At 64.2% G+C, this 22269-nt stretch carries 17 protein-coding genes and 6 tRNA genes; 9 read left to right on the top strand and 14 right to left on the bottom strand.

The features are described 5' to 3' along the window. The first annotated feature begins 597 nt into the window (after positions 1 to 597). The gene (gene katG / locus PSQ39_RS19245) at positions 598 to 2811 is read left to right on the top strand and encodes a catalase/peroxidase HPI (protein WP_273928829.1); all 2214 of its coding nucleotides are present in this window, start codon (positions 598 to 600) and stop codon (positions 2809 to 2811) included. A 103-nt stretch (positions 2812 to 2914) separates the two neighbouring features. Here katG and PSQ39_RS19240 read toward each other — a convergent pair whose 3' ends face one another. Continuing rightward, the gene (locus PSQ39_RS19240; RefSeq protein ID WP_273928827.1) at positions 2915 to 3856 is read right to left on the bottom strand and encodes a histone deacetylase family protein; all 942 of its coding nucleotides are present in this window, start codon (positions 3854 to 3856) and stop codon (positions 2915 to 2917) included. 184 nt (positions 3857 to 4040) lie between these two features. On the opposite strand from PSQ39_RS19240, the gene PSQ39_RS19235 reads away from it, so the two are divergent. Beyond that, on the top strand, positions 4041 to 4595 hold the full coding sequence (locus PSQ39_RS19235) for a phasin family protein (RefSeq protein ID WP_273928825.1): 555 nt from the start codon (positions 4041 to 4043) through the stop codon (positions 4593 to 4595). A gap of 155 nt (positions 4596 to 4750) precedes the next feature. Here the strand turns inward: PSQ39_RS19235 and PSQ39_RS19230 are convergent, their stop codons facing one another. Continuing rightward, positions 4751 to 5731, bottom strand: a complete 981-nt coding sequence (locus PSQ39_RS19230; protein ID WP_273928823.1) for a Bug family tripartite tricarboxylate transporter substrate binding protein — start codon at positions 5729 to 5731, stop codon at positions 4751 to 4753. 107 nt (positions 5732 to 5838) lie between these two features. Between PSQ39_RS19230 and PSQ39_RS19225 the strand changes: the two genes are divergently transcribed. The 4 genes from PSQ39_RS19225 to fahA are packed head-to-tail and all read left to right on the top strand — an operon-like array spanning position 5839 to position 10949. Then, positions 5839 to 6657 (top strand): IclR family transcriptional regulator, encoded by an 819-nt coding sequence (locus tag PSQ39_RS19225; RefSeq protein ID WP_273928821.1) that lies wholly within the window; start codon positions 5839 to 5841, stop codon positions 6655 to 6657. A 53-nt stretch (positions 6658 to 6710) separates the two neighbouring features. After that, the gene (locus PSQ39_RS19220; RefSeq protein WP_273928819.1) at positions 6711 to 9056 is read left to right on the top strand and encodes a cytochrome P450/oxidoreductase; all 2346 of its coding nucleotides are present in this window, start codon (positions 6711 to 6713) and stop codon (positions 9054 to 9056) included. A 37-nt stretch (positions 9057 to 9093) separates the two neighbouring features. After that, on the top strand, positions 9094 to 9630 hold the full coding sequence (locus PSQ39_RS19215; protein ID WP_273928817.1) for a VOC family protein: 537 nt from the start codon (positions 9094 to 9096) through the stop codon (positions 9628 to 9630). Next, positions 9627 to 10949, top strand: a complete 1323-nt coding sequence (fahA, locus tag PSQ39_RS19210) for a fumarylacetoacetase (protein ID WP_273928815.1) — start codon at positions 9627 to 9629, stop codon at positions 10947 to 10949. Before PSQ39_RS19215 ends, fahA begins: the two co-directional genes overlap by 4 nt. Positions 10950 to 10995: 46 nt before the next feature. Here fahA and PSQ39_RS19205 read toward each other — a convergent pair whose 3' ends face one another. Together PSQ39_RS19205 and PSQ39_RS19200 are read right to left on the bottom strand one after the other, a co-directional pair. Continuing rightward, positions 10996 to 11985 carry a patatin-like phospholipase family protein gene (locus PSQ39_RS19205; RefSeq protein ID WP_273928813.1) on the bottom strand — a complete coding sequence of 330 codons (990 nt, stop codon included), beginning with the start codon at positions 11983 to 11985 and terminating at the stop codon, positions 10996 to 10998. A 32-nt stretch (positions 11986 to 12017) separates the two neighbouring features. Continuing rightward, complete coding sequence (locus tag PSQ39_RS19200; RefSeq protein ID WP_273928811.1) at positions 12018 to 13091, bottom strand: ABC transporter ATP-binding protein; 1074 nt, start codon at positions 13089 to 13091, stop codon at positions 12018 to 12020. 105 nt (positions 13092 to 13196) lie between these two features. Here PSQ39_RS19200 and PSQ39_RS19195 point away from each other — a divergent pair, with 105 nt between their 5' ends. The 3 genes from PSQ39_RS19195 (at position 13197) to PSQ39_RS19185 (ending at position 16896) form a co-directional block, all read left to right on the top strand. Next, the gene (locus PSQ39_RS19195) at positions 13197 to 14813 is read left to right on the top strand and encodes an ABC transporter permease (RefSeq protein WP_273928809.1); all 1617 of its coding nucleotides are present in this window, start codon (positions 13197 to 13199) and stop codon (positions 14811 to 14813) included. Between the two features lie 187 nt (positions 14814 to 15000). Next, entirely contained in the window at positions 15001 to 16011 is a 1011-nt protein-coding gene (locus PSQ39_RS19190) for an extracellular solute-binding protein (RefSeq protein ID WP_273928852.1), read from the top strand. 126 nt (positions 16012 to 16137) lie between these two features. Further along, positions 16138 to 16896, top strand: a complete 759-nt coding sequence (locus tag PSQ39_RS19185; RefSeq protein ID WP_273928808.1) for a 3-hydroxyacyl-CoA dehydrogenase — start codon at positions 16138 to 16140, stop codon at positions 16894 to 16896. 160 nt (positions 16897 to 17056) lie between these two features. On the opposite strand, the gene PSQ39_RS19180 is transcribed toward PSQ39_RS19185, so the two are convergent. The 10 genes from PSQ39_RS19180 to PSQ39_RS19135 all read right to left on the bottom strand — a co-directional run bounded on the left by PSQ39_RS19180 (position 17057) and on the right by PSQ39_RS19135 (position 22267). Next, positions 17057 to 17133, bottom strand: a tRNA-Asp gene (locus tag PSQ39_RS19180). A gap of 48 nt (positions 17134 to 17181) precedes the next feature. After that, positions 17182 to 17257: transfer RNA gene (locus tag PSQ39_RS19175), tRNA-Glu, on the bottom strand. Between the two features lie 31 nt (positions 17258 to 17288). After that, positions 17289 to 17364, bottom strand: a tRNA-Ala gene (locus tag PSQ39_RS19170). Positions 17365 to 17424: 60 nt separating this feature from the next. Next, a tRNA-Asp gene (locus PSQ39_RS19165) sits at positions 17425 to 17501 on the bottom strand. A gap of 48 nt (positions 17502 to 17549) precedes the next feature. Then, positions 17550 to 17625, bottom strand: a tRNA-Glu gene (locus PSQ39_RS19160). Between the two features lie 24 nt (positions 17626 to 17649). Next, a tRNA-Ala gene (locus tag PSQ39_RS19155) sits at positions 17650 to 17725 on the bottom strand. Positions 17726 to 17807: 82 nt separating this feature from the next. Beyond that, entirely contained in the window at positions 17808 to 19214 is a 1407-nt protein-coding gene (gene gltX / locus PSQ39_RS19150) for a glutamate--tRNA ligase (RefSeq protein WP_273928806.1), read from the bottom strand. A gap of 104 nt (positions 19215 to 19318) precedes the next feature. Beyond that, positions 19319 to 20827: an amidophosphoribosyltransferase gene (purF, locus tag PSQ39_RS19145; RefSeq protein WP_273928805.1), complete on the bottom strand. Its 1509-nt coding sequence runs from the start codon at positions 20825 to 20827 to the stop codon at positions 19319 to 19321. A gap of 13 nt (positions 20828 to 20840) precedes the next feature. Beyond that, complete coding sequence (locus PSQ39_RS19140) at positions 20841 to 21326, bottom strand: CvpA family protein (RefSeq protein ID WP_273928803.1); 486 nt, start codon at positions 21324 to 21326, stop codon at positions 20841 to 20843. A gap of 32 nt (positions 21327 to 21358) precedes the next feature. Further along, positions 21359 to 22267, bottom strand: a complete 909-nt coding sequence (locus PSQ39_RS19135; protein ID WP_273928801.1) for an SPOR domain-containing protein — start codon at positions 22265 to 22267, stop codon at positions 21359 to 21361. Positions 22268 to 22269 lie beyond the last annotated feature (2 nt).

Below are 22269 nucleotides of genomic sequence, written 5' to 3'. Positions count from 1 at the left end.
ATTATTCATAAACCGACTCGATTATCTGGAAGAATTCCCCAGTCTGCCAAACCCCCAACACCTGGCACGCGCTGAAATATTCTTCAGGACACCAATGATTGATATATTTTTCATTATTCAGTCATGAAGAATTTCAATCATCACCGCCAACAGCCCCCCATTCGCCTTCGCAGACAGCCCCCATGCGACTGCGCTCAGATGCCTGAACAGCCAGCGCTCGCCTTGGACAAGGCGCCGCCGAGCTTGCGAATTACATTTTTTCGTAACAACTGAAGCCAGTTGAAAAACGACACCGTCGCTTGGGCGGCCATCCTGCAACGGCAAAGCCGCAGCAATGAATTAATTTTTTACATTTAGGTTCACCCACCGAACCATGCATGCGTGAAATTTCATTTTTAATTGGATTCGCCTATTTCGCCGATTGACAGAAGTGATCGGATTTTCAGCCTGAAAAGGTGTTTTTTATCTGGGCCATCTCTATCATTCGACCCATGCCCTGACGCTGACCACCAGCCCAGGGCGACCAGTGTCTTGATGGGCAGGTCCAGTGCCCACGCTTCGCCCGTGAAGTGATGTTCAACCTCAATAGGAGAAAGCATGTCGAACGAATCCAAATGCCCTTTTGCCGCCGGCCAGGGTGCCCGCGCCAGCCAAGGTGCCCAGTCCAACCGCGACTGGTGGCCCAACCAATTGAACCTGGGCATCCTGCACCAGCACGCACCAGCCTCCAACCCGCTGGGCGCCGACTTTGACTACGCCAGCGAATTCGAAAAAATCGACCTGGCTGCTCTCAAAAAAGACCTGGCCGCCCTGATGACCGACTCGCAAGACTGGTGGCCAGCCGATTGGGGCCACTACGGTGGCCTGTTCATCCGCATGGCTTGGCACAGCGCCGGCACCTACCGCACGGCAGATGGTCGCGGCGGCGCAGGCACCGGCAACCAACGCTTTGCCCCGCTCAACAGCTGGCCCGACAACGGCAACCTGGACAAGGCGCGCCGCCTGCTGTGGCCCATCAAACAGAAATACGGCAACCAGCTGTCCTGGGCCGACCTGATGGTGCTGGCAGGGAACGTGGCCATGGAAACCATGGGCTTCAAGACCTTTGGCTTTGGTGGCGGCCGAGCCGACATCTGGCAGCCCGAAGAGGACATCTACTGGGGCGGCGAAAAAGAATGGCTGGCCACCAGCGACAAGCCCAACAGCCGCTATTCGGGCGAGCGTCAATTGGAAAACCCACTGGCCGCCGTGCAAATGGGCCTGATCTATGTGAACCCCGAAGGTCCGGACGGCAACCCCGACCCGGTGGCCTCGGGCCGCGATGTGCGTGAAACCTTTGCCCGCATGGCCATGAACGACGAAGAAACCGTGGCCCTGGTGGCCGGCGGCCACACCTTCGGCAAGGCCCACGGCGCTGGTGACCCTAAGCTGGTCGGCCCTGAACCGGAAGGCGCTCCGATCGAGGCCCAAGGCCTGGGCTGGATCAACCAATTCGGCACCGGCAAGGGCGTGGACACCACCACCAGCGGCATCGAAGGCGCCTGGAAGCCCAACCCCACGACCTGGGACAACGGCTACTTCGACACCCTGTTCGGCTACGAATGGGCGCTGACCAAGAGCCCCGCTGGCGCCCACCAGTGGGTGGCCCAGAACGTGAAGCCCGAGCACATGATCCCGGACGCGCACGACCCGAGCAAGAAGCACGCGCCCATGATGACCACGGCCGACCTGTCGCTGCGCTTCGACCCGGCCTACGAGAAAATCTCGCGCCGCTTCCACCAAGACCCGCAGGCTTTCGCTGATGCTTTCGCCCGCGCCTGGTTCAAGCTGACCCACCGCGACATGGGCCCCAAGGTGCGCTATTTGGGCTCCGAGGTGCCGGCCGAAGACCTGATCTGGCAAGACCCGATCCCGGCGCTGGACCATGCCCTCGTCGATGCTCAAGACATCGCGGCACTCAAGGCGCAGATCCTCGCCTCAGGCCTGTCGATCAGCGAACTGGTGGCAACGGCCTGGGCTTCGGCCTCGACCTTCCGCGGTTCGGACAAGCGCGGCGGTGCCAACGGTGCCCGCATTCGCCTGGCCCCGCAAAAGGACTGGGAAGCCAACCAACCCGCCCAACTGACCAAGGTCCTGGGCGCTTTGGAAGGCATTCAGCAAGCCTTCAACGCGGCTGCCAGCGGCGGTAAAAAGGTGTCTCTGGCCGATCTGATCGTGCTGGGCGGCAGCGCCGCCGTGGAGGCCGCCGCCAAGGCCGCGGGCCACGCCATCGACGTGCCCTTCACCCCGGGTCGCACGGACGCCAGCGCCGAGCAAACCGATGCCGAGTCCTTCTCGGTGCTGGAACCGGTGGCCGATGGCTTCCGCAACTACCAAAAGAAGGCTTACTCGGTTTCGCCGGAAGAGCAGTTGATCGACAAAGCCCAGTTGCTGACCCTGAGCGCCCCTGAAATGACCGTGCTGGTCGGTGGCCTGCGTGTCTTGGGCGCCAACACCAACGCCAGCCCGAACGGTGTCTGGACCCAGCGTGTGGGCGTGCTGAGCAACGACTTCTTCGTCAACTTGCTTGACATCCGCACCGCCTGGAAGCCCAGCGCCAGCGACGCCACCGTGTACGAGGGCAGGGATCGCCAGACCGGTGACGTGCTGCGCACGGGCACCCGGGTTGACCTGGTGTTCGGCTCCAACTCGCAGCTGCGGGCATTGGCCGAGGTCTATGCCCAAAACGGCGCCGAAGCCAAATTGGTGCGCGACTTCGTGGCGGCCTGGACCAAGGTCATGAACCTGGACCGCTTCGACCTCAAGAAGTGATGCCGGGCTGAGGCCCCTCACCCGCCCGCGGCCCCGGCTGCGGGCCAGGCGCGATCTCCAAGCCAGGAGGTCGCGCTTTTTTTCGTCGGGTGGGACCGTGCCCTCAAGCCGCCCGGGGCGCCGGTCTGGCCCGCCAGCGCGCGTGGTAATCCGCAGCCACGCGGTAGGTGTTGAACTGCACCTGCACCGTGCTGGCCAGGTCATGCCCGTAGCCGCCGCCCATGGCAAAAGCCAGCGGCAGCGCTCGGCGCCAGGCCCAGTCCAGCACGCGGCGGTCGCGCGCCTCCAGGCCGTCGTAGCTGAGTTTGAGGCGCCCCAGGCGGTCTCCCTCGTGCGGGTCCGCCCCGGCCAGGTACAAGACCAAGCCCGGTTCAAAGCGCTGCTCAACCGCCTCCAAGGCCAACTCCAGGGCGTGCAAATAGGCCTCGTCCGTGCAGCCATCGGGCAAGTCCACATCCAAATCACCCGCCACTTTGCGAAACGGAAAGTTCTTCTCGCCATGCAGGGACAAGGTGAACACCGAGTCATCGCGCGCAAAGATGCTGGCCGTGCCATTGCCCTGGTGCACATCCAGGTCCACGATCAGGACCTTCAGGGCGCGGCGGTGCCGGCGAAAGTGCTCGGCCTGCATCAGCCGCGCGGCCACGGCCAGGTCATTGAAGACACAAAAGCCACCGCCACGGTCCGCACTGGCATGGTGGGTGCCGCCAGCCAGGTTGGCAGCGATGCCTTCTTGCCAGGCCGCACGGCACGCAGCCACGGTGGCCCCGACAGAGCGGCGCGAGCGCTCGGCCATGGCGGGGCTCCAGGGAAAGCCAATCTCACGCTGTTGTGCGGCATCCAAGCTGCCGTCCTGGACCGCTGCCACATAGGCCGGCGCATGGGCCAAGGCCAACTCACCATCGGTGGCGCGCGGCGCCTCCAGCATGCGCACCTGGGGCAACTCAGCCACCAAGCGGTCGCGCAGCAGGCGGTACTTCTGCATGGGAAATCGGTGGCCCTCGGGCAAGGGCAAGACAAAGTGATCTGCGTAAAAAGCCTGCATTGGCAAATTGTCGCGGATCAAGGTTTTCCACGCGCACGCAAGAATTTTGTTGCAGTGCAGCAAAAAACGCTTGCCAAGCGCCAAGCGCCGTCGCATACTTCAACCCATGCTGCACTGCAACATGACTTGATCGGTTCAGAGCAGAGACCTTGTCAGTTCACCTTTTTATTTTTAGGAGTTCCTCATGTCGCTGACCCCCGAACAAGTCCTGGCCGCCCACAAAGCCAACGTTGAAACCCTGTTTGGTCTGACCACCAAGGCTTTCGAAGGCCTGGAAAAGCTGGTTGAACTGAACGTGACCGCTTCGCGCGCCGCCCTGCAAGAAGCTGCCAGCCACACCCAAGCCGTGCTGAGCGTCAAGGACGCCCAAGAGCTGCTGGCCCTGCAAGCTGGCCTGTTCCAGCCCCTGGCCGAAAAGACTGCCGCTTACAGCCGTCACCTGTATGACATCGCTTCGGGCACCGGCGCTGAATTCGGCAAGGCCGTGGAAGGCAAGACCGCTGAAGTGCAAAAGACCGTGGCCACCCTGGTGGACAGCGCTGCCAAGAACGCACCCGCCGGTTCTGAAACCGCCGTCGCCGCCATCAAGAGCGCCGTGACCGCTGCCAACAACGCATTCGAATCGGTGCAAAAGGCTGTCAAGCAAGCCACCGATGTGGCCGAAGCCAACTTCAACGCCGTGGCTGCCAGCGCTGTGAACGCGGCCAAGACCACCACCAGCGCCGCCAAGAAGCGCTGAGCCTTTTTCAACACCCGGCAGCCTTGCGCGCCGGGTGGGTGGACCCGCCTCTAGAGGCTTGAATCACCCCGCAGTTGTCTCCTGGATCCTTTCGACGCCTCTGGCTCAGGGATCCTTTCAAGCCCAGTCTCTGACTGGGCTTTTTTTTGGCGACTTCAGTCCAGCGAGATGCGTTGGTCCTTGATGATCTTGTGCCAGCGCACCGTCTCGGTGCGGATCAAATCGGCGTACTGCTGAGGGGTGCTGGCCACGGGCTCGATGCCAAAGTCGATCAGCTTTTGCTTCACAGCCGGCTGGTTGATGGCCGCAGCGACCTGCTTTTGCAAAGCGGCCACCACCTCCGCCGGCGTGCCGGCGGGGGCAACGATGCCCACCTGGGCCGAGGCCTCAACGTTCTTGTAGCCCAGCTCGGCAAAGGTCGGCACTTCAGGCAGCTGGGGCAGGCGCTTGGCGCTGGCCACGGCCAAAGGCCGCACCTTGCCAGCCTTGATGAAAGCGCCACCGGCAGCCAAGTCCACCATCATGACGGGGATCTGACCACCGGCCAGATCGGTCAGCGCTGGAGCAGCACCACGGTAAGGGATGTGCGTCATGAAGATGCCCGCATCGACCTTGAGCAACTCCATCGCCAGGTGGTGCGGACTACCGGCGCCGGCCGATGCAAAGTTGATGCTGCCGGGTTTGGCCTTGGCCTGGGCAATCAGGTCCTTGGCGTCCTTGATGTCCGACGCGGGGCTGGCCACCAGAATCATGGGGAACTTGCCCATCAAAGTGACCGGCAGCAGGTCTTTGCTGGGGCTGTACGACAGTTTGGAATAGAGCGCCGAATTGAACACCATGGTGCCGTTGTCGGCCGACAAGATGGTGTAGCCGTCAGCGGCCGAGCGGGCGAGCTCTGTGGCGGCGATGGCGGTGTTGCCCCCGGGCTTGTTGTCCACCAACACCGGCTGGCTGATCTGGGCCGACAATGGCTGGCCGACGGTGCGGGCCAGAAAATCCGAGCCCCCACCTGCCGGATAAGGCACCAGCCAGCGGATGGGCTTGGCTGGGTAGCTTTGTGCATGGGCGGGCAAGCCCCCCAGGCATAAGACAGGCAGTGCCAGAGCCGCCAGCAGCCCACGTCGTGTTTTCAGCATGTTCTCACCTTCGCTCCAATTCGGTATATTGGCGTGATGTTAATACGCTATGCGTAAAAACAAGGATTCACGTTTTCCCTTAGAAACAGCCCCACCAACCACCGCCCATGAGTGAACCCACTTCTTCCACACGCCCCGCCGACCGCCGCCAACGGGTTCAGTCCGCCGAAATGGGGCTGAGCATCCTGAAGGCGCTGGCCCGCCTGGGGGGCGCGGCCAGCCTGACCGCCACCGCGGCCGAGGTGGATGAAAGCCCGGCCAAGGTCCACCGCTACCTGGCCAGCCTGTGCCAGCAAGGCTTTGTCGACCAGTCACCGGCCAACCAGCACTACTACCTGGCCCAGGAGGCCATCTCCATCGGCTTGGCCGCGCTGCGCCAGTGCGACCCGATCCGCTTGGGCGAGGCCTCTTTGGTGCGCTTGCGCGAATCGCTGGAGGTGACCGCCTTTTTGGCCGTGATGGGCAACAAAGGGCCCACGGTGCTGCGCATCGAAGAACCCACCTTGCCAGTGACGGTGAACATGCGTGCCGGCTCGGTGATGCCCACGCTGTGGTCGGCCGCGGGCCGGGTGTTCCTGGGCTTTTCCGATGATCGCCAGGTGCTGGCGCTGGCCGAGCAGGAGTTCGCCCAAGCCACAGCGGACCGGCGCGCCCAACTGAGCGGCCCGCGCCCCATTGAACAGCTGCGCCAGCAAGTGCGCGCCAGCGGCCATGCCGTGGTGCAAGACGCCATGCTGCGCGGCATCAGCGCCTTGGCCGCGCCGATTTTTGATGCGACGGGCAAGGTCTGCGCGACCCTGGCCACGCTGGGCGCCACCGGTGGCTTCGACCTGCACCCGGACGGCGCAATCTGCCCAGCCCTGCTGCACGAAGCCCGGGTCATCAGCCGCGCGATGGGCTACCCAGGCGCCAACACTAGGGAATAGTACGTATTTGAGATTTCTTTTTGCGTAATACATTTACGCAAAAGGAGATCGCCATGCCCCAGAAAAGCGCCGTCACCGCGACAGGCCGCTGCCCGGTCGACCACACGGCCCTGAGCCCCGCCTTGAGCCCCACCGGCTGCCCGGTGAGCGCTCGGGCGGCGGCCTTCGACCCCTTCCAGCCCGACTACCAGCAGAACCCGGCGGCAAGCCTGCGCTGGGCGCGTGACGAGGAACCGGTGTTTTACAGCCCCGAGCTGGGCTACTGGGTGGTCACGCGCTATGAAGATGTGAAGGCCGTGTTCCGCGACAACCTGTTGTTCTCGCCCTGCATTGCCCTGGAGAAAATCACGCCGGCGTCGGACGAGGTGCTGGCCATCCTGAAGCGCTACGGCTTCGCCATGAACCGCACCATGGTCAACGAAGACGAGCCCGATCACATGGCGCGGCGCCGCCTGCTGATGGACGCCTTCCTGCCCGAGCGCCTGATGAGCTATGAGCCAGCCATCCGCCAACTCGCGCGCCAGTACATGGACCGCTTCATCGACCAGGGCCGGGCTGACCTGGTGGCGGAGATGTTCTACGAAATTCCGCTCACCATCGCGCTGCATTTTCTGGGTGTGCCCGACGAAGGCGCCGAGCAGCTGCGCCAGTTTGCCGTGGCCCACACCCTGAACACCTGGGGCCGGCCCACCCCCGAGGAACAGCTCACCATCGCCCACAACGTGGGACGCTTCTGGCAAACGGCCCAGTCCATTCTGGACGGCATGCTGGCCCAGCCCGATGGCGAAGGCTGGATGTACGAGAGCATTCGCCAACACCGGCTGCACCCCGAGGTGGTGACCCTGTCTTACCTGCGCTCCATGATGATGGCCATCCTGGCGGCGGCGCACGAAACCACGTCCAACGCGACCGCCAATGCCTTCATGACCTTGCTGACCCAGCGCGACAGCTGGGAAGCCCTGTGTGCCCAACCCGCGCTGATCCCCAATGCGGTCGAGGAATGCCTGCGGGTGGCCGGCTCCATCATTGCCTGGCGCCGCCAGGCCACCCGCGCCACGCAGGTGGGCGGCGTCACCATCCCGCAAGGCGGCAAGCTGCTGTTGGTCCAAGCCTCGGCCAATTTCGACCCCAGCCACTTTGAGGACCCAGACCGGGTGGACCTGTACCGCGAGAACGCGGTCGAGCACCTGACCTTTGGCTATGGCGCCCACCAGTGCATGGGCAAAAACATTGGCCGCATGCAGATGCGGGTGTTTCTGGAAGAGTTTGTGCGCCGCCTGCCCCACCTGCGCCTGGTGCAGCCACAAAGCTTTGATTTCTTGTCCAACACCTCCTTCCGCGGCCCCTCGGCGCTGTGGGTCGAGTGGGACCCCACCCTCAACCCCGAGCGCCAAGTCCCGGTGCAGTTGGTCACGCTGGCCGAGTTCCAGGTCGGCCCGCCCCCGAAGGATGGACTGACCCGGACTGTGTGTGTGTGCGACAAGCAGACCGAGGGCGAGAACCTGTTCCGCTTTGTACTGGCTCCGGTGGGGAACAGCCGCTTACCGGCCTGGACCGCTGGCGCCCATGTGGACCTGATCGCGGGCGGCTTTCGCCGCAAGTACTCGCTGTGTGGCTCGCCCACCTCAAGCGGCTGCTACGAGGTGGTGGTGCAGCGTGAGAGCGAGGGCCGGGGCGGCTCGCGCCATTTTTGCGACACCCTGCAGGTGGGCGATACCCTGCAAATGGCCGGCCCCAAGAACCTGTTTCGCCTCGATGAAAGCGCGCGCCACCACATCCTGATCGCGGCGGGCATTGGCATCACGCCCATCCTGGCCATGGCCGATCGGCTGCGCGCCCTGGGCCACCGCTACGAACTGCATTACGCCGGCCGCTCGCGCCAGCACATGGCTTTGCTGGCCCGCGCCGAAGGTGCGCACGGCCCGCACTTGCGCCTGCACCTGAAGGACCAGGGACAGCGCATGGACCTGCCCGTTCTGCTGGCCAGCGTCGGCGCGGACTGCCGGGTCTATGCCTGCGGTCCCGACCGGCTGATTGCCGAGCTGGAGTCCCTGGCCGAGGCCTGGCCCGAAGGCACACTGCGCTTTGAGCACTTCAGTGCCGAACACGCCGCACTGGACCCCGAGAAGGAACACGCCTTCGTCGTCGAACTCCAAGACTCTGGCCTGCGCGTCGAAGTACCACGCCACCAGACCCTCCTGCAGGCCTTGCAGGCCGCAGGCGTCGACATCCCCTGTGATTGCGGTGAGGGCCTTTGCGGCACCTGCGAAGTCAGCGTGCTCAGCGGCGACATCGACCACCGCGACAAGGTGCTGACCAAGGGGGAGCGCCAATCCAACCAACGCATGATGGCCTGCTGCTCGCGGGCCTTGGGCGAGCGCATCGTGCTCGCCCTTTGACACCTTCACCATTGCCCCATGAACCAAGGAGCCTGAGATGCTGATCGAGAAAATCCACCACGTGGCCTACCGCTGCAAGGACGCGAAGCAAACCGTCGAGTGGTACACCAAGTACCTGGAAATGGACTTCCAGCTCGCCTTTGCCGAGAACCAAGTGCCCTCCACCAAGGCACCCGACCCCTACATGCACATCTTCCTGGACGCCGGTGGCGGCAATGTGCTGGCCTTCTTTGAACTGCCACAGCAAGCCCCCATGGGTCGCGATGAGAACACCCCTGACTGGGTGCAACACATCGCCTTCCAGGTCGACTCCGTCGCCACGTTGGAGCGCGTCAAGGCCCGCTTGCAGGCCGACGGCATCGAGGTGGTGGGCGTGACCGACCATACCTTGTTCAAGTCGATTTACTTCTTCGACCCCAACGGCCACCGCCTGGAACTGGCTGCCGACACCAGCACGCCCGAGCTGCTGGGCAAGGCTGCGGCGGTCAAATGGGACATGCTGGAAGAGTGGAGCCGCACCAAGCGCGCGCCCCAGCATGCGGCCTGGATGCACGCCACGGAGTTCCAAGCATGAGCACCCTTTTGAACGAAACCCACCACCCCGCACTGCGCAGCTGGCTGGCCTCAGCCCAAACGCCCGGCGGCGACTTCCCGATCCAGAACCTGCCCTTTGCCGTATTCCGTCGCCAAGGCAGCGACGAAGCCTTCCGCGGCGGTGTGGCCCTGGGCGACCAAATCGTCGACCTGGCCGCCCTGGCCCGCACCGGCCTGGTCACGGGTGAAGCGGCCGCCGCCCTGCAGGCTGGCGCGCAAGACCGGCTCAATGCCTTGATGGCCCTGGGCCCCACGGCCTGGAGCGCGCTGCGCCTGGCCTTGTCGCGCCTGCTGCGCGAAGGCGCTGCCGGTGCCGACACGGTGGCCACCTGCCTGGTGCCGCAAGCCCAAGCGGAGTTCACCGTGCCGGCGCGCATCGGTGACTACACCGACTTCTACACCTCGGTGCACCACGCCACCAACATCGGCAAGCAGTTCCGCCCGGACAACCCTTTGCTGCCCAATTACAAGTGGGTGCCCATCGGTTACCATGGCCGGGCCTCCAGCATTGGCGTGTCGGGTCAGCGCTTTCACCGCCCCGTGGGCCAGACCCTGCCGCCCGGGGCCACCGAGCCCGTGTTCGGCCCCTGCCGCCGGCTGGACATCGAACTGGAGCTGGGCGTGTTCCTGGGCCAGGGCAATGAACTGGGCGAGCCCATCGCCATGGATGACGCTGAGCAACACGTGTTCGGCCTCTGCCTGCTCAACGACTGGTCAGCGCGTGACATCCAGGCCTGGGAGTACCAACCCCTGGGCCCCTTCTTGTCCAAGAACTTCGCCACCACCATTTCGCCCTGGATCGTGACGCTGGATGCCCTGGCCCCCTACCGCACCGGCTTCGAGCGCCCCGCCGGCGACCCGCAGCCCCTGGCCTATTTGGACTCGGCCGCGAACCGCCAGGAAGGCGCTTTCGACATCCAGCTGGACGTCGGCCTGCAAACCCCAGCCATGCGCAGTGCAGGCCTGGCGCCAGCCAGCATTTGCCGCACCAGCTACCGACACGCCTACTGGACGCTGGCGCAGATGGTCACGCACCACACGGTCAATGGCTGCAACCTGCAGCCCGGCGACCTGCTGGGCAGCGGCACGCTGTCGGGCCCCACACTGGACCAGGCCGGCGCCCTGATCGAGCTGACCCAAGGCGGCAAGCAGCCCGTCACCCTGCCCCAGGGCGAGCAACGCGTCTACCTCGAAGACGGCGACAGCGTGGTGTTGCGCGGCTGGTGCGAAAAAGCCGGCGCAGCACGCATTGGTTTTGGCGCCTGCGAGGGCAGCATCCTGCCAGCCCGCACGCTCTGACCTTGCTCGCCCCTGGCACCTTTGGCGGGGGCGCAACAGGTCGCGTTCAGCGCGCAGCCAGCGCGGCTTTCAAGGTGGGCAAGGCCTGCAGCATGGCGACCCGCCCCGCTTCGATGGAGCGGCGGCGGGCGCCAAAGTCGGCGCTCTTGACACCAGGCAGCGCGGGCTTGACCACCAACTCGGCCTCTTTCAGCTCCCAGGCATTGATGCTCTTGGACATGATGGCAAAGGTCTGGAGCAGGATTTGCAGCGAGTCATTGGCGAGGTTGCCCTCGGGCGGGCTGGAGATGTCCACGGCCAACACGTAGGTGGCCCCCATCTGGCGCGCAAAGCGCACGGGCACGGGCGACACCAGGCCACCGTCCACGTAGTCGCGGCCCGCGATGTTCACAGGCTGAAACACCGAGGGCACAGCGCTTGAGGCCCGCACTGCGGTGCCCGTGTTCCCGCGTTGGAAGAGCACGCCCTGCCCGTTTTGCAGGTCAGTGGCGACCACCCCCAGGGGCAGGCGCATGTCCTCAATCAAGCGGTTGCCCACCAGGCCGTTCACATAGCGGCCCAAGGCCTCTCCCTTGAGCATGCCCCGGCTGAACAGGGGCAGGGTCCAGTCGGTGATGGCCGCCTCTTCCATGGTCTCAGCCACCTGCTGCAACTGAGCCCCGGTCTTGCCGCTGGCATACAGCGCAGCCACCACGCTGCCCGCCGAGGTGCCCACCACGAAGTCCGGCTTGATGCCCGCCTCTTCCAACACCTGGATCACACCGATGTGGGCAAAGCCGCGCGCCGCACCGCCGCCCAGGGCCAGACCGATTTTCAGCGGGGGGCGTGGCGGTGGGCTGGGCACCACCACCGGGGGCGTGGTGACCGATGCCGTGCTGGAAGAAGCGCTTGCGCCCGACGTGGCGGTCGCCCCTCCCGAACCCGGCAGCAACGGGGGCGGTGCGCTGCAGGCTTGCAGCATCAGGGCCAGGCAGAGCCCGCCCAACAGGCGCGAGCACGATGGGGCACGGGTACCCCGCAGGAATGGAAAACGCATGGACATGAAAAAGAAAAGAGAAGGCAGCCCGCTCAGGCCGCCGGGAGCCGGGCAAAGGTGACCACATGGTCCATCTCAGGCCGGATGCCCACCCACTCACCCACCGCGTGGTCATGGTGGCTGGGCACATGGGCCAGCACGGTTTCGCCCGTGCTCAGGCTCAAGGTGTAGAGGAATTCAGAGCCCCGGAAGGCCTTGCGCAGGATGCGCGCCTTCACGGTCGAAGCGTCGTCGTGCACGATGTCATCGGCCCGGAACAACACATCGCACAGGCCACCAGGGTAGGCCGTGGGCAGGGGACATTCGCTCAGGTCCTGCAAATCGCCCAAGGGGGTGTGCACCCGCAGGGCCTCCCCTTGGCCGCTCAGGCTGGCGGGCAAGAGCACGCCGTGGCCAATAAAGTCGGCGACAAACCGGGTGGAGGGTCGGTGGTAGAGCGAATAGGCGTCGTCCCATTGGTGCAGCGCCCCGTCTTGCATGACGCCAATCACGTCGCCAATGGCAAAGGCCTCGAGTTGGTCGTGGGTGACCATCAGCGCCGTGGCGCCGGCCTGCTTCAGAATGCCCCGCACCTCATGGGCCAGGCGCTCGCGCAGTTCGACATCGAGGTTGGAAAAGGGTTCATCGAGCAGCAGCAGATCAGGCTGAGGCGCCAGGGCCCGGGCCAGGGCCACACGCTGCTGCTGGCCGCCCGACAGTTCATGCGGAAAGCGCCCCTGTGCGTCCTCCAGGCCGACCAGGCCGAGCACCTCGCGCACCCGGGCTGAGCGGGCCTCGCGCGACAGTGGCGCCAAACCAAAGCCCACGTTGTCGGCAATGCTCAGGTGCGGGAACAAGGCGTAGTCCTGAAACACCATGCCCATGCGACGCTGCTCTGGCGGCACCACCCGGCCCGCCTGGCTGACCACGCGCGAAGACAGGCGAATGGCGCCGGCGGCCACCGGCTCCAGCCCGGCCACGGCCCGCAAAAGCGAGGTCTTGCCGCAGCCCGAGGGCCCCAACAGCACACCAATGTCCCCCGCGCGCAGGCCCAGCGACACCTGAGCCACCGCCGCGCGCGCGCGACCTGGGTAACGGACCTCCAGCTGGGACAGCTCTAAAAACATAGCCGCCGATTGTAGGGACCCCAGGCCGGTGCCGCAGGCAAGGCCCCTGACCGCGCAGGCCCACGAGCGGCTCCTACAATGCACCCTCCTCACGCCCTCCCCCTCATGCTGCGCACCTGGCCCCGCTCCATCTTGCTGCTCCTGATCGCTGGCCTGCTCTGCTTGCCGGTGTTGTCGGTGCTCTTGTTTGCCCTGCAAGGCAGTGCGCAAAGTACCCAGATCCTGCTGGAAATGGCCAGCACCGTGCTGCCCGACTACGCCTGGACCTCGCTGGCCCTGTGCCTGCTGGTGGGCCTGGGGGTCACCGCGGTGGGCCTGGGCACGGCCACGGCCGTGAGCTTGTTCGAGTTTCGAGGCCGGCGCTTTTTTGAATGGGCCCTGCTGCTGCCCCTGGCCATGCCGGCCTACGTGGTGGCCTATGCCTACACCGACTTCCTGCAGTTCAGCGGGCCTTTGCAAAGTGCGCTGCGCCAGCACCTGGGCTTGCAAGGGCGGGTGCTGCCTGAAGTGCGCAGCCTGGGCGGGGCCGCCGTGGTGTTCACGCTGGCGCTCTACCCCTATGTTTACCTGCTGACGCGCGCCGCCCTGAGCGAACGTGCCAGCCAGTTGATGGAGGCCGCCCGCCTGCTGGGCGCTCCGCTGTCGCGCCGCATCCGCGTCATAGCGCTGCCCATGGCCCGCCCCGCCATCGCCGCCGGCGTGGCCCTGGCCTTGATGGAGACCTTGGCCGACTATGGGGTGTCGAGCTACTTCGGCATCCAGACCTTCACCGCCGGCATCTACAAGGCCTGGCTGGCCATGGACGACCGGGTGGCCGCTGGCCAGTTGGCGGGTTGCCTGCTCTTGGTGGTGCTCAGCCTGCTGGCCCTGGAGCGCCACGCCCGGCGCCGCCTGCGCTTCAGCCAGGCCAAGCCAGACCGGGGCGATGTGAGCAGCGCCCGTCCCGCCCCGTTGGCCGGCCCGGGCTTGACCCTGGCCTGGCTGGTCTGCGGGCTGCCCGTGCTGCTGGGCTTTGTGCTGCCGGTGCTGTTCATGCTGCGCCCGCTGCTGGCCGAACCGAGCGAACTGCCCTGGACGCGCTTCATTGACTGGTCGCTCAACAGCCTGAAACTGGGCGCCATCAGCGCGCTGTTGGCCGTGGCCTTGGCGCTGACACTGGCCTTCTTGCAACGCCAGCGCCCGGACCGCCTGTCGCGTCTGGTCTGTGGCCTGGTGGGATTGGGATACGCCGTTCCAGGCGCCGTGGTGGTGGTCGGTTTGTTGCTGCCTTTTGGCTGGCTGCAACAGCACTGGCCAGCCTCGCAAGCCGGGTACTGGCTCAGCGCCACGGTGCTGGGACTGGTGCTGGCCTACCTGGTGCGCTTCTCTTCCGTGGCGCTGCAAACCGTGCAAAGTGGCTATGCGCGCATCCCGCCCAGCCTGGATGAGTCGGCCCGACTGCTCGGCGTGCGCGGGTGGGGCCTGCTGCGCCGTGTGCATGCCCCGCTGCTGCGGCGCTCCAGCGCAGCCGCCCTGCTGCTGGTGTTTGTCGACGTGATGAAAGAGCTGCCCACCACCTTGGTACTGCGGCCCTTCAATTCAGACACCCTGGCCGTGGTGGCTTACCAATTGGCCCGGGATGAACGCCTGGGCGAAGCGGCTCTGCCCAGCCTGGCCCTGGTGCTGGTGGGTTTGGGGCCGGTGCTGCTGCTCAGCCGCACCTTGCGCCGGCAAGGGGATTGAGCCGCACGGTCACCCTGGCGGATCGATCCACCGCAGTGTCCGCCCTGTGTCCATCTCCGTCGGCATACCCCTCAATTCAAGAATGATTCGCATTCATTGATATACTGAATTTTTACATTGAGACGCCTGGCGCTGCCAAAGGAATGCTGTGAAAACCGTGCTGAAGACCATTGCCCTGTCCTGTGCCATGCTGCTGAATGCGGCCCCGTCTTGGGCCCAAGAGCAAGTCCTGAACCTCTATTCGGCTCGCCATTACCCCAGCGACGAAGCGCTCTACAGCAACTTCACCAAGGCCACGGGCATCCGCATCCAGCGCGTAGATTCGGACGACGCGGGCATCCTGGCCCGCCTCAAGACCGAGGGTCAAGCCTCGCCCGCGGACGTGATCCTGCTGGTGGATGCGGCTCGGCTGTGGCGGGCCGAAGTGGACGGTCTGTTCCAGCCCATTCAGTCCAAGGTGCTCACTACGGCCATTGCGCCCCAGCTGCGCGCCAAGCCTGACGACAAAGGCGCCACGGCATGGTTCGGCCTGTCCACCCGGGCCCGCATCGTGGTGTATGACAAGCAGCGTGTGAAAGCCAGCGAGGTGGACACCTACGAAAAGCTGGCCGACCCGGTCAACAAGGGCCGCATTTGCATCCGCTCGGGCTCCCACCCCTACAACCTGAGCCTGTTTGGCGCCATGGTGGAACACCTGGGCCCGGTCAAGACCGAGGCCTGGATCAAAGGCCTGAACGACAACCTGGCGCGCAGCCCCAAGGGCGGCGACACCGACCAGATCAAGGGCGTGGCTTCGGGTGAATGCGCGGTGGCGGTGACCAACTCCTACTACCTGGCGCGCCTGATGCGCTCCACCAACGCCGACGACCGCGCGCTGGTCGACAAGCTGGGGATCATGTTCCCGAACCAGGCCGGCGAAGGCACGCACGTCAACGTGGCCGGTGGCGCGGTGGCTCGTTACGCCAAAAACCAAGCCAACGCCGTGCGCTTCCTGGAATACCTGGTGAGCCCCGAAGCGCAAAACCACTTCGCCAACGGCAACAACGAATGGCCGGTAGCCAAAGGGGTGCAGTTCGACAACCCCGCGCTCAAAGCCATGACCGGTGGCAGCTTCAAAAGCGAGCTGATTCCCGTGAGCGCCGTGGGCATGAACCAGATCAAGGTGCAGCAGATGCTGGACCGGGTCGGCTTTCGCTAAGACGTCCTACCGGCTGCTCTGCACAGGCCTCCCGCTTCTAGGCGCGAGGCCTTTTTCACGCTTGTGCCACCCCGATTTCGGATGCCATAATTGACGTTTACGTAAACGTCATACACAGGAGACACCATGCAAATCAAAGACCGCGTTTTCATCGTCACGGGCGGCGCTTCGGGCCTGGGAGAAGGCACGGCCCGCATGCTGGCAGCCAACGGCGCTACCGTCGTGATTGCCGACATGCAATCCGAAAAGGGCGAAGCCGTGGCCCGTGAACTCGGCGGCGCCTTTGTGAAGTGCGACGTCAGCCAAGAGGCGGATGGCCAAGCCGTGGTGGCCAAAGCCGTGTCGCTGGGCAAATTGGTGGGTTTGGTGAATTGCGCCGGCATCGCCCCAGCCGAGAAAACCGTGGGCAAGAACGGCCCGCACGCCCTGGCCGTCTACAGCAAGACCATCATGGTCAACCTGGTGGGCACCTTCAACATGATCCGCCTGGCTGCCGACGCCATGTGCAAGAACGAACCAGAGAGCACCGGCGAGCGCGGCGTGCTGATTTCCACGGCCTCGGTGGCTGCCTATGACGGACAAATCGGCCAGGCGGCTTACAGCGCCTCCAAGGGCGGCGTGGTCGGCATGACCCTGCCCATCGCCCGCGATTTGGCCCGCAACGGCATCCGCAACATGACGATCGCCCCCGGCATCTTTGGCACGCCCATGCTGTTCGGCATGCCCCAAGAGGTGCAAGACGCCCTGGCCGCCAGCGTGCCTTTCCCCTCGCGCCTGGGCACGCCCAACGACTACGCCCGCCTGGCCCAGCACATCATCGAAAACGACATGCTCAATGGTGAGGTGATTCGCCTGGATGGCGCCATTCGCTTGGCACCGCGCTGAGCGGCACGGCCCATGCCGGCGTCAAGGCCGGCACATCGCTGAACCAAGCCAGGCGCAGTCCTGGCTTTTTTTCGCCCCCATGCTGCGCCACATCGGCTCTGCGTCAAAAGCGACAGACAAAGAAAAACGGCCCACAGAAAACTCTGTGAGCCGTTTTAATTGGCGGAGTGGACGGGACTCGAACCCGCGACCCCCGGCGTGACAGGCCGGTATTCTAACCAACTGAACTACCACTCCTGGTAGATAGCTGTTGTGCTCTGCAATCAGAGCCAAGTGCTACAAACTTGGCGACCCTACGGGGATTCGAACCCCGGTACTCACCGTGAAAGGGTGATGTCCTAGGCCTCTAGACGATAGGGTCAAACCTTGGACTAACCGAAACTGACAAAAATTGGTGGAGGTAAACGGGATCGAACCGATGACCTCTTGCATGCCATGCAAGCGCTCTCCCAGCTGAGCTATACCCCCAATTTTTTGGCTCTCACCAAAAAACGCTTTACATGCCGATGACACACAAAGACTTCAAACTGGCGGAGTGGACGGGACTCGAACCCGCGACCCCCGGCGTGACAGGCCGGTATTCTAACCAACTGAACTACCACTCCTGGCAGGCAGCTTTTGCGCTCTGTTGCCAGAGCCAAGTGCTACAAACTTGGCGACCCTACGGGGATTCGAACCCCGGTACTCACCGTGAAAGGGTGATGTCCTAGGCCTCTAGACGATAGGGTCAAAACCTTGGACGACTCAACAAAGTGGTGGAGGTAAACGGGATCGAACCGATGACCTCTTGCATGCCATGCAAGCGCTCTCCCAGCTGAGCTATACCCCCACTTGAAATCTCGCGATTTCTGGCTAACTTCTTAAATTTCTCTAAGTCGTTAACTGCTGAGACTTGAATTATAGGCAGATTTTCAGCGGTTTTGCAAACGAATCGAAATTTTTTCTCTTCCGACCAATTCAAGCACCGCATCCACCGACGGCGTGTGGGCTGTGCCCACCGTCAGCACCCGCACCGGCATGGCCAGTTGAGGCATCTTCAGGCCGTATTGTGCCAGCACTTCCTTGAAGGCTGCGGCAATCGAGGCCTTGTCCCAAGCGCAGTCCTGCAGCTTGGCGACCAGGGTGTCCAGCGCCGGGTAGATGGCTTCGGTCACATGCTTGGCACGCTCGTCTTCCACCGGTGTCACGCTGTCTGCATAGAACACCTGAGCCCAATCCGCCAGCACCACCAGGGTGTCGCAGCGGTCCTTGAACAGGCCACAGATGCGCGGCAGGCGGCCATCATCCAAGCCCGTCAAGCCACGCGCTTGCAGCAAAGGCTGCACCAAGTCACTCAGCGCCTGGTCATCCATGGCCTTGAGGTGCTGGGCATTGACCCAACGCAGCTTGGCTTCGTCGAACTGGGCAGCGCTGCGGCCCAGGTGGTCCAGGTTGAACCACGACAGGAACTGCTCACGGCTGAAGATCTCGTCATCGCCATGCGACCAACCCAGGCGCGCCAGGTAGTTCACCATGGCTTCGGGCAGATAGCCCTCGTCACGGTACTGGGTCACGGGCTTGGCGCCGTTGCGCTTGCTCATCTTCTCGCCCTGCTCATTGAGCACGGTGGGCAGGTGGGCATAGACCGGGGGCTCTTGGCCCAGGGCCTGGAAGATGTTGATCTGGCGCGGCGTGTTGTTGACGTGGTCATCACCACGGACCACATGGGTGATGGCCATGTCGATGTCATCCACCACCACGCAGAAGTTGTAGGTGGGTGTGCCGTCCGGACGCGCAATCACGAGGTCGTCGAGTTCGTCGTTGCTGATCTCGATGCGGCCCTTGACCTTGTCATCCCAGACCACCGAACCGCCCTGCGGGTTCTTGAAGCGCAGCACCGGCTGCACGCCTTCGGGCACGGGCGGCAGGGTCTTGCCAGGGGCGGGGCGCCAGGTGCCGTCGTAGCGCGGCTTTTCCTTGGCGGCCATCTGCTTTTCACGCAGAGCGTCCAGCTCTGCCATGCTCATGTAGCAAGGGTAGACGTGGCCAGCCGCCTGCAGCTGGACCAGCACTTCCTTGTAGCGGTCCATGCGCTGCATTTGGTAGAACGGACCTTCGTCGTGGTCCAGGCCCAGCCACTTCATGCCTTCGATGATCACATCCACCGCAGCCTGCGAAGAGCGCTCCACATCGGTGTCCTCGATGCGCAGCACAAACACGCCTTGGTTGGCGCGCGCAAAAGCCCAGGGGTAAAGGGCCGAGCGGATGTTGCCCAGGTGGATGAAGCCGGTGGGCGAAGGTGCGAAGCGGGTGCGCACAGCGGTGGAAGCGGAGGTCATGACAGGTCAGGGCTTAAAGGCCACTGGCCACCGAGGTGGCCAGAGCACAGGGAACACAAAAAAGACAATGCCGGCAGCAGCGGCCAGGGCTTGCGCCCCGGGCCTCAGGCCACCTGGGCGTTCGGCAAGGCCAGGCGGGAGGTGTCGGTGTCGCCGCCCTCTTCCTGTCCCACGCGGTTCTCATTGAGGCGTGCGATGTCGTCAGAGGTGATGTCGCCAGTCACGTAGACACCGTCAAAGCACGAGGCATCGAAACCCGTGATGCTGCTGTTGAGCGAGCCAATGGCCGCCTTCATGGCATCCACATCCTGGTAAATCAGCGCGTCACAACCAATGATCTGGCGCACTTCTTCCACCGTGCGGCCGTGGGCCACCAGCTCAGTGCTGGTCGGCATGTCGATGCCATACACATTGGGGTAACGCACCGGCGGCGCAGCGCTGGCCATGTAGACCTTGTTGGCGCCGGCGTCACGGGCCATTTGCACGATTTCGCGGCTGGTCGTGCCACGCACGATGGAGTCGTCCACCAGCAGCACGTTGCGGCCCTTGAATTCGCTGGCGATCACGTTGAGCTTTTGGCGCACAGACTTCTTGCGCACGCCCTGGCCCGGCATGATGAAGGTGCGGCCCACGTAACGGTTCTTCACGAAACCTTCGCGGTACGGCAGGCCCAGCAGGTGCGCCAGCTGAGTGGCACTGGGGCGGCTGGATTCAGGAATTGGGATGACCACATCGATCTGGCTCGGCGGCACGGTCGACACCACGCGCTTGGCCAGGGTCTCGCCCAGGTTCAAACGGGCTTGGTAGACCGAGATGTTGTCCAGCACCGAGTCCGGACGGGCCAGGTACACAAACTCAAAAATACAGGGGTTGAGCTTGGGGTTCTCGGCGCACTGCTGCGAATGGACCTCGCCCTTGAGGTCGATGAACACGGCCTCGCCAGGGTTGATGTTGCGCTCGAAGACATGGCCGGTGCCTTCCAGGGCCACCGATTCGCTGCCCACCATCACCGTGCCATCGGCACTGCGGCCCATGGCCAGAGGACGGATGCCGTGCGGGTCGCGGAAGGCGAGCAGGCCGTGGCCCGCAATCAGGGCGATCACGGCGTAGGAGCCCTTGACGCGCTTGTGCACCGCGCGAACCGCGGCAAACACCTCTTCGGACTGCAGCGGCAGGCCGCGCGTGGCACGCTCAAGTTCATGCGCGAACACGTTGAGCAGCACTTCCGAGTCGCTGTCGGTGTTGGTGTGGCGGTGGTCGGTGGAGAACAGCTCCGAGCGCAGCGCCTTGGCGTTGGTCAGATTGCCGTTGTGCACCAGCACGATGCCGAAGGGCGCGTTCACGTAAAAGGGCTGCGCCTCTTCCTCGCTGTAGGCGTTGCCTGCGGTCGGGTAACGCACCTGACCCAGACCCACATTGCCTGGCAAGGCGCGCATATTGCGGGTGCGGAACACATCACGCACCATGCCTTTGGCCTTGTGCATGAAGAATTTCCGCTCCTGCTGGGTCACGATGCCGGCGGCATCCTGACCACGGTGCTGCAGCAACAGCAACGCGTCGTAAATGAGCTGATTCACAGGGGCGTTGCTGACAACGCCGACGATTCCACACATGACAAAACCCCGATCAAGGAAGATATCTTCCAAACTGCGCCGGCAACGCCGGCTTCAAACCATCCAGCACCGCCGCAAGCACCGGTGCCCCTTTTGACTCCTGCCACCACCCGCCCTCGTGCAGCGGAGTGATCTGCACCACCACCGCCACCGCGAGCAAAAACACAGCGCCACGCACCAGGCCAAACAAGGCTCCCAAAGTGCGGTCGGCGGGTCTCATGCCAATCGCCGCCACCAGCTTCTGGGCCAAAAAGGCCAGCAGGGCTGAGGCAAAAATTGCCGCAATGAACACCACCAAGAACCCCGCCGCGTAGCGAATGGGTCCATCCAATCCACCCAGAGGCAAGTAGGCGGCTGCGTCCAACGCAAACCACTGCGCCACCCAAAAGGCAGCCACCCAACCCGCCAAAGACACCATCTCGTAGACCAAGCCCCGCCAGGCGCCAATGACCAGTGAGGCGCCCAACACCAGCAGCAAAGCAATATCGACCACCGCCATCAGGCAAGCCTTTGTTCTGTGGGCACGAATTCTTACAAAGTCAGGATGGAAGCCGGCAAATCAAGGGACTTGATGCGCCCCGCCGCCTTATCCGCTTCTGCCTTGCCCGCGAAAGGCCCCACCCGCACGCGGATGCGCTTGCCATCGGCCGTGTCCACCACTTGGGTGTAAGTCTTCAAACCCGCCTTTTCCAATTTGAGCCGCGCCTCGCGGGCTTTGTTCACGTCGCTGAAGGCGCCCACTTGCACGATGAAGCGGTTCGCATCGGACGCGACCGCCTCGGGGGCCGCCTTGCCTTCGAGCAGGGCGCGGGCCCGGGCGGCGTCATCAGATTTGCCGTCGCTTTTGTCGGACTTGTCAGACTTGGCTTCCGGCTTGTTGTCCACCTTGGCTTCAACCTTGGGCTCCGGCCGGGCGGGCGCACGCGCCTCGCTCTTGGGCTCTGGTTTGGCGTCGGCCTTGTGTTCCGGCTTGGCCTCCACCTTGTGTTCTGGCTTGGGTTCAGGCTTGCGCTCTGCCTTGGCCTCCCCCTTGGGCTCTGCTTTGGCCTCGGGCTTGACCGCGTCCTTGCGGGGCTCGGCGGCGGCCACCACCGACTTGGCATCAGATCGGTTGTCTCGGCGATCCGCAGCCGGAACAACTTCCTCGTCCGCCGCAATGCCGGAGGGCGCAGGGCCCGCCGTGGGCACGGCGAGCGCGGGCACCTTGTTCTTGTCTGGGATGACGATGGGGATGTCGATCGGAATGGGACGCGGCTGGGTGTCAAACAACAACGGAAACCCCAGCACCCCGGCCAGCACCAACACGGCCGAACCAATCAAGCGGTGTCGCGCGCGGCGGCGCAAGACTTCGACGCTGTCGGCTTGCGCACCGGAAGGCGGGCGCTCGTCACGGCCCTTGGAAGCGCCCCCCAGGGGCCAGCGAAACTTGAAAAAAGCCATGA

This window comes from Curvibacter microcysteis, assembly GCF_028649455.1.
GTDB classification, from domain to species: Bacteria; Pseudomonadota; Gammaproteobacteria; order Burkholderiales; family Burkholderiaceae_C; genus Curvibacter; species Curvibacter microcysteis.
Note: the sequence above shows the minus strand (reverse complement) of the source record. Positions and strands in the feature narration are given on the sequence as shown.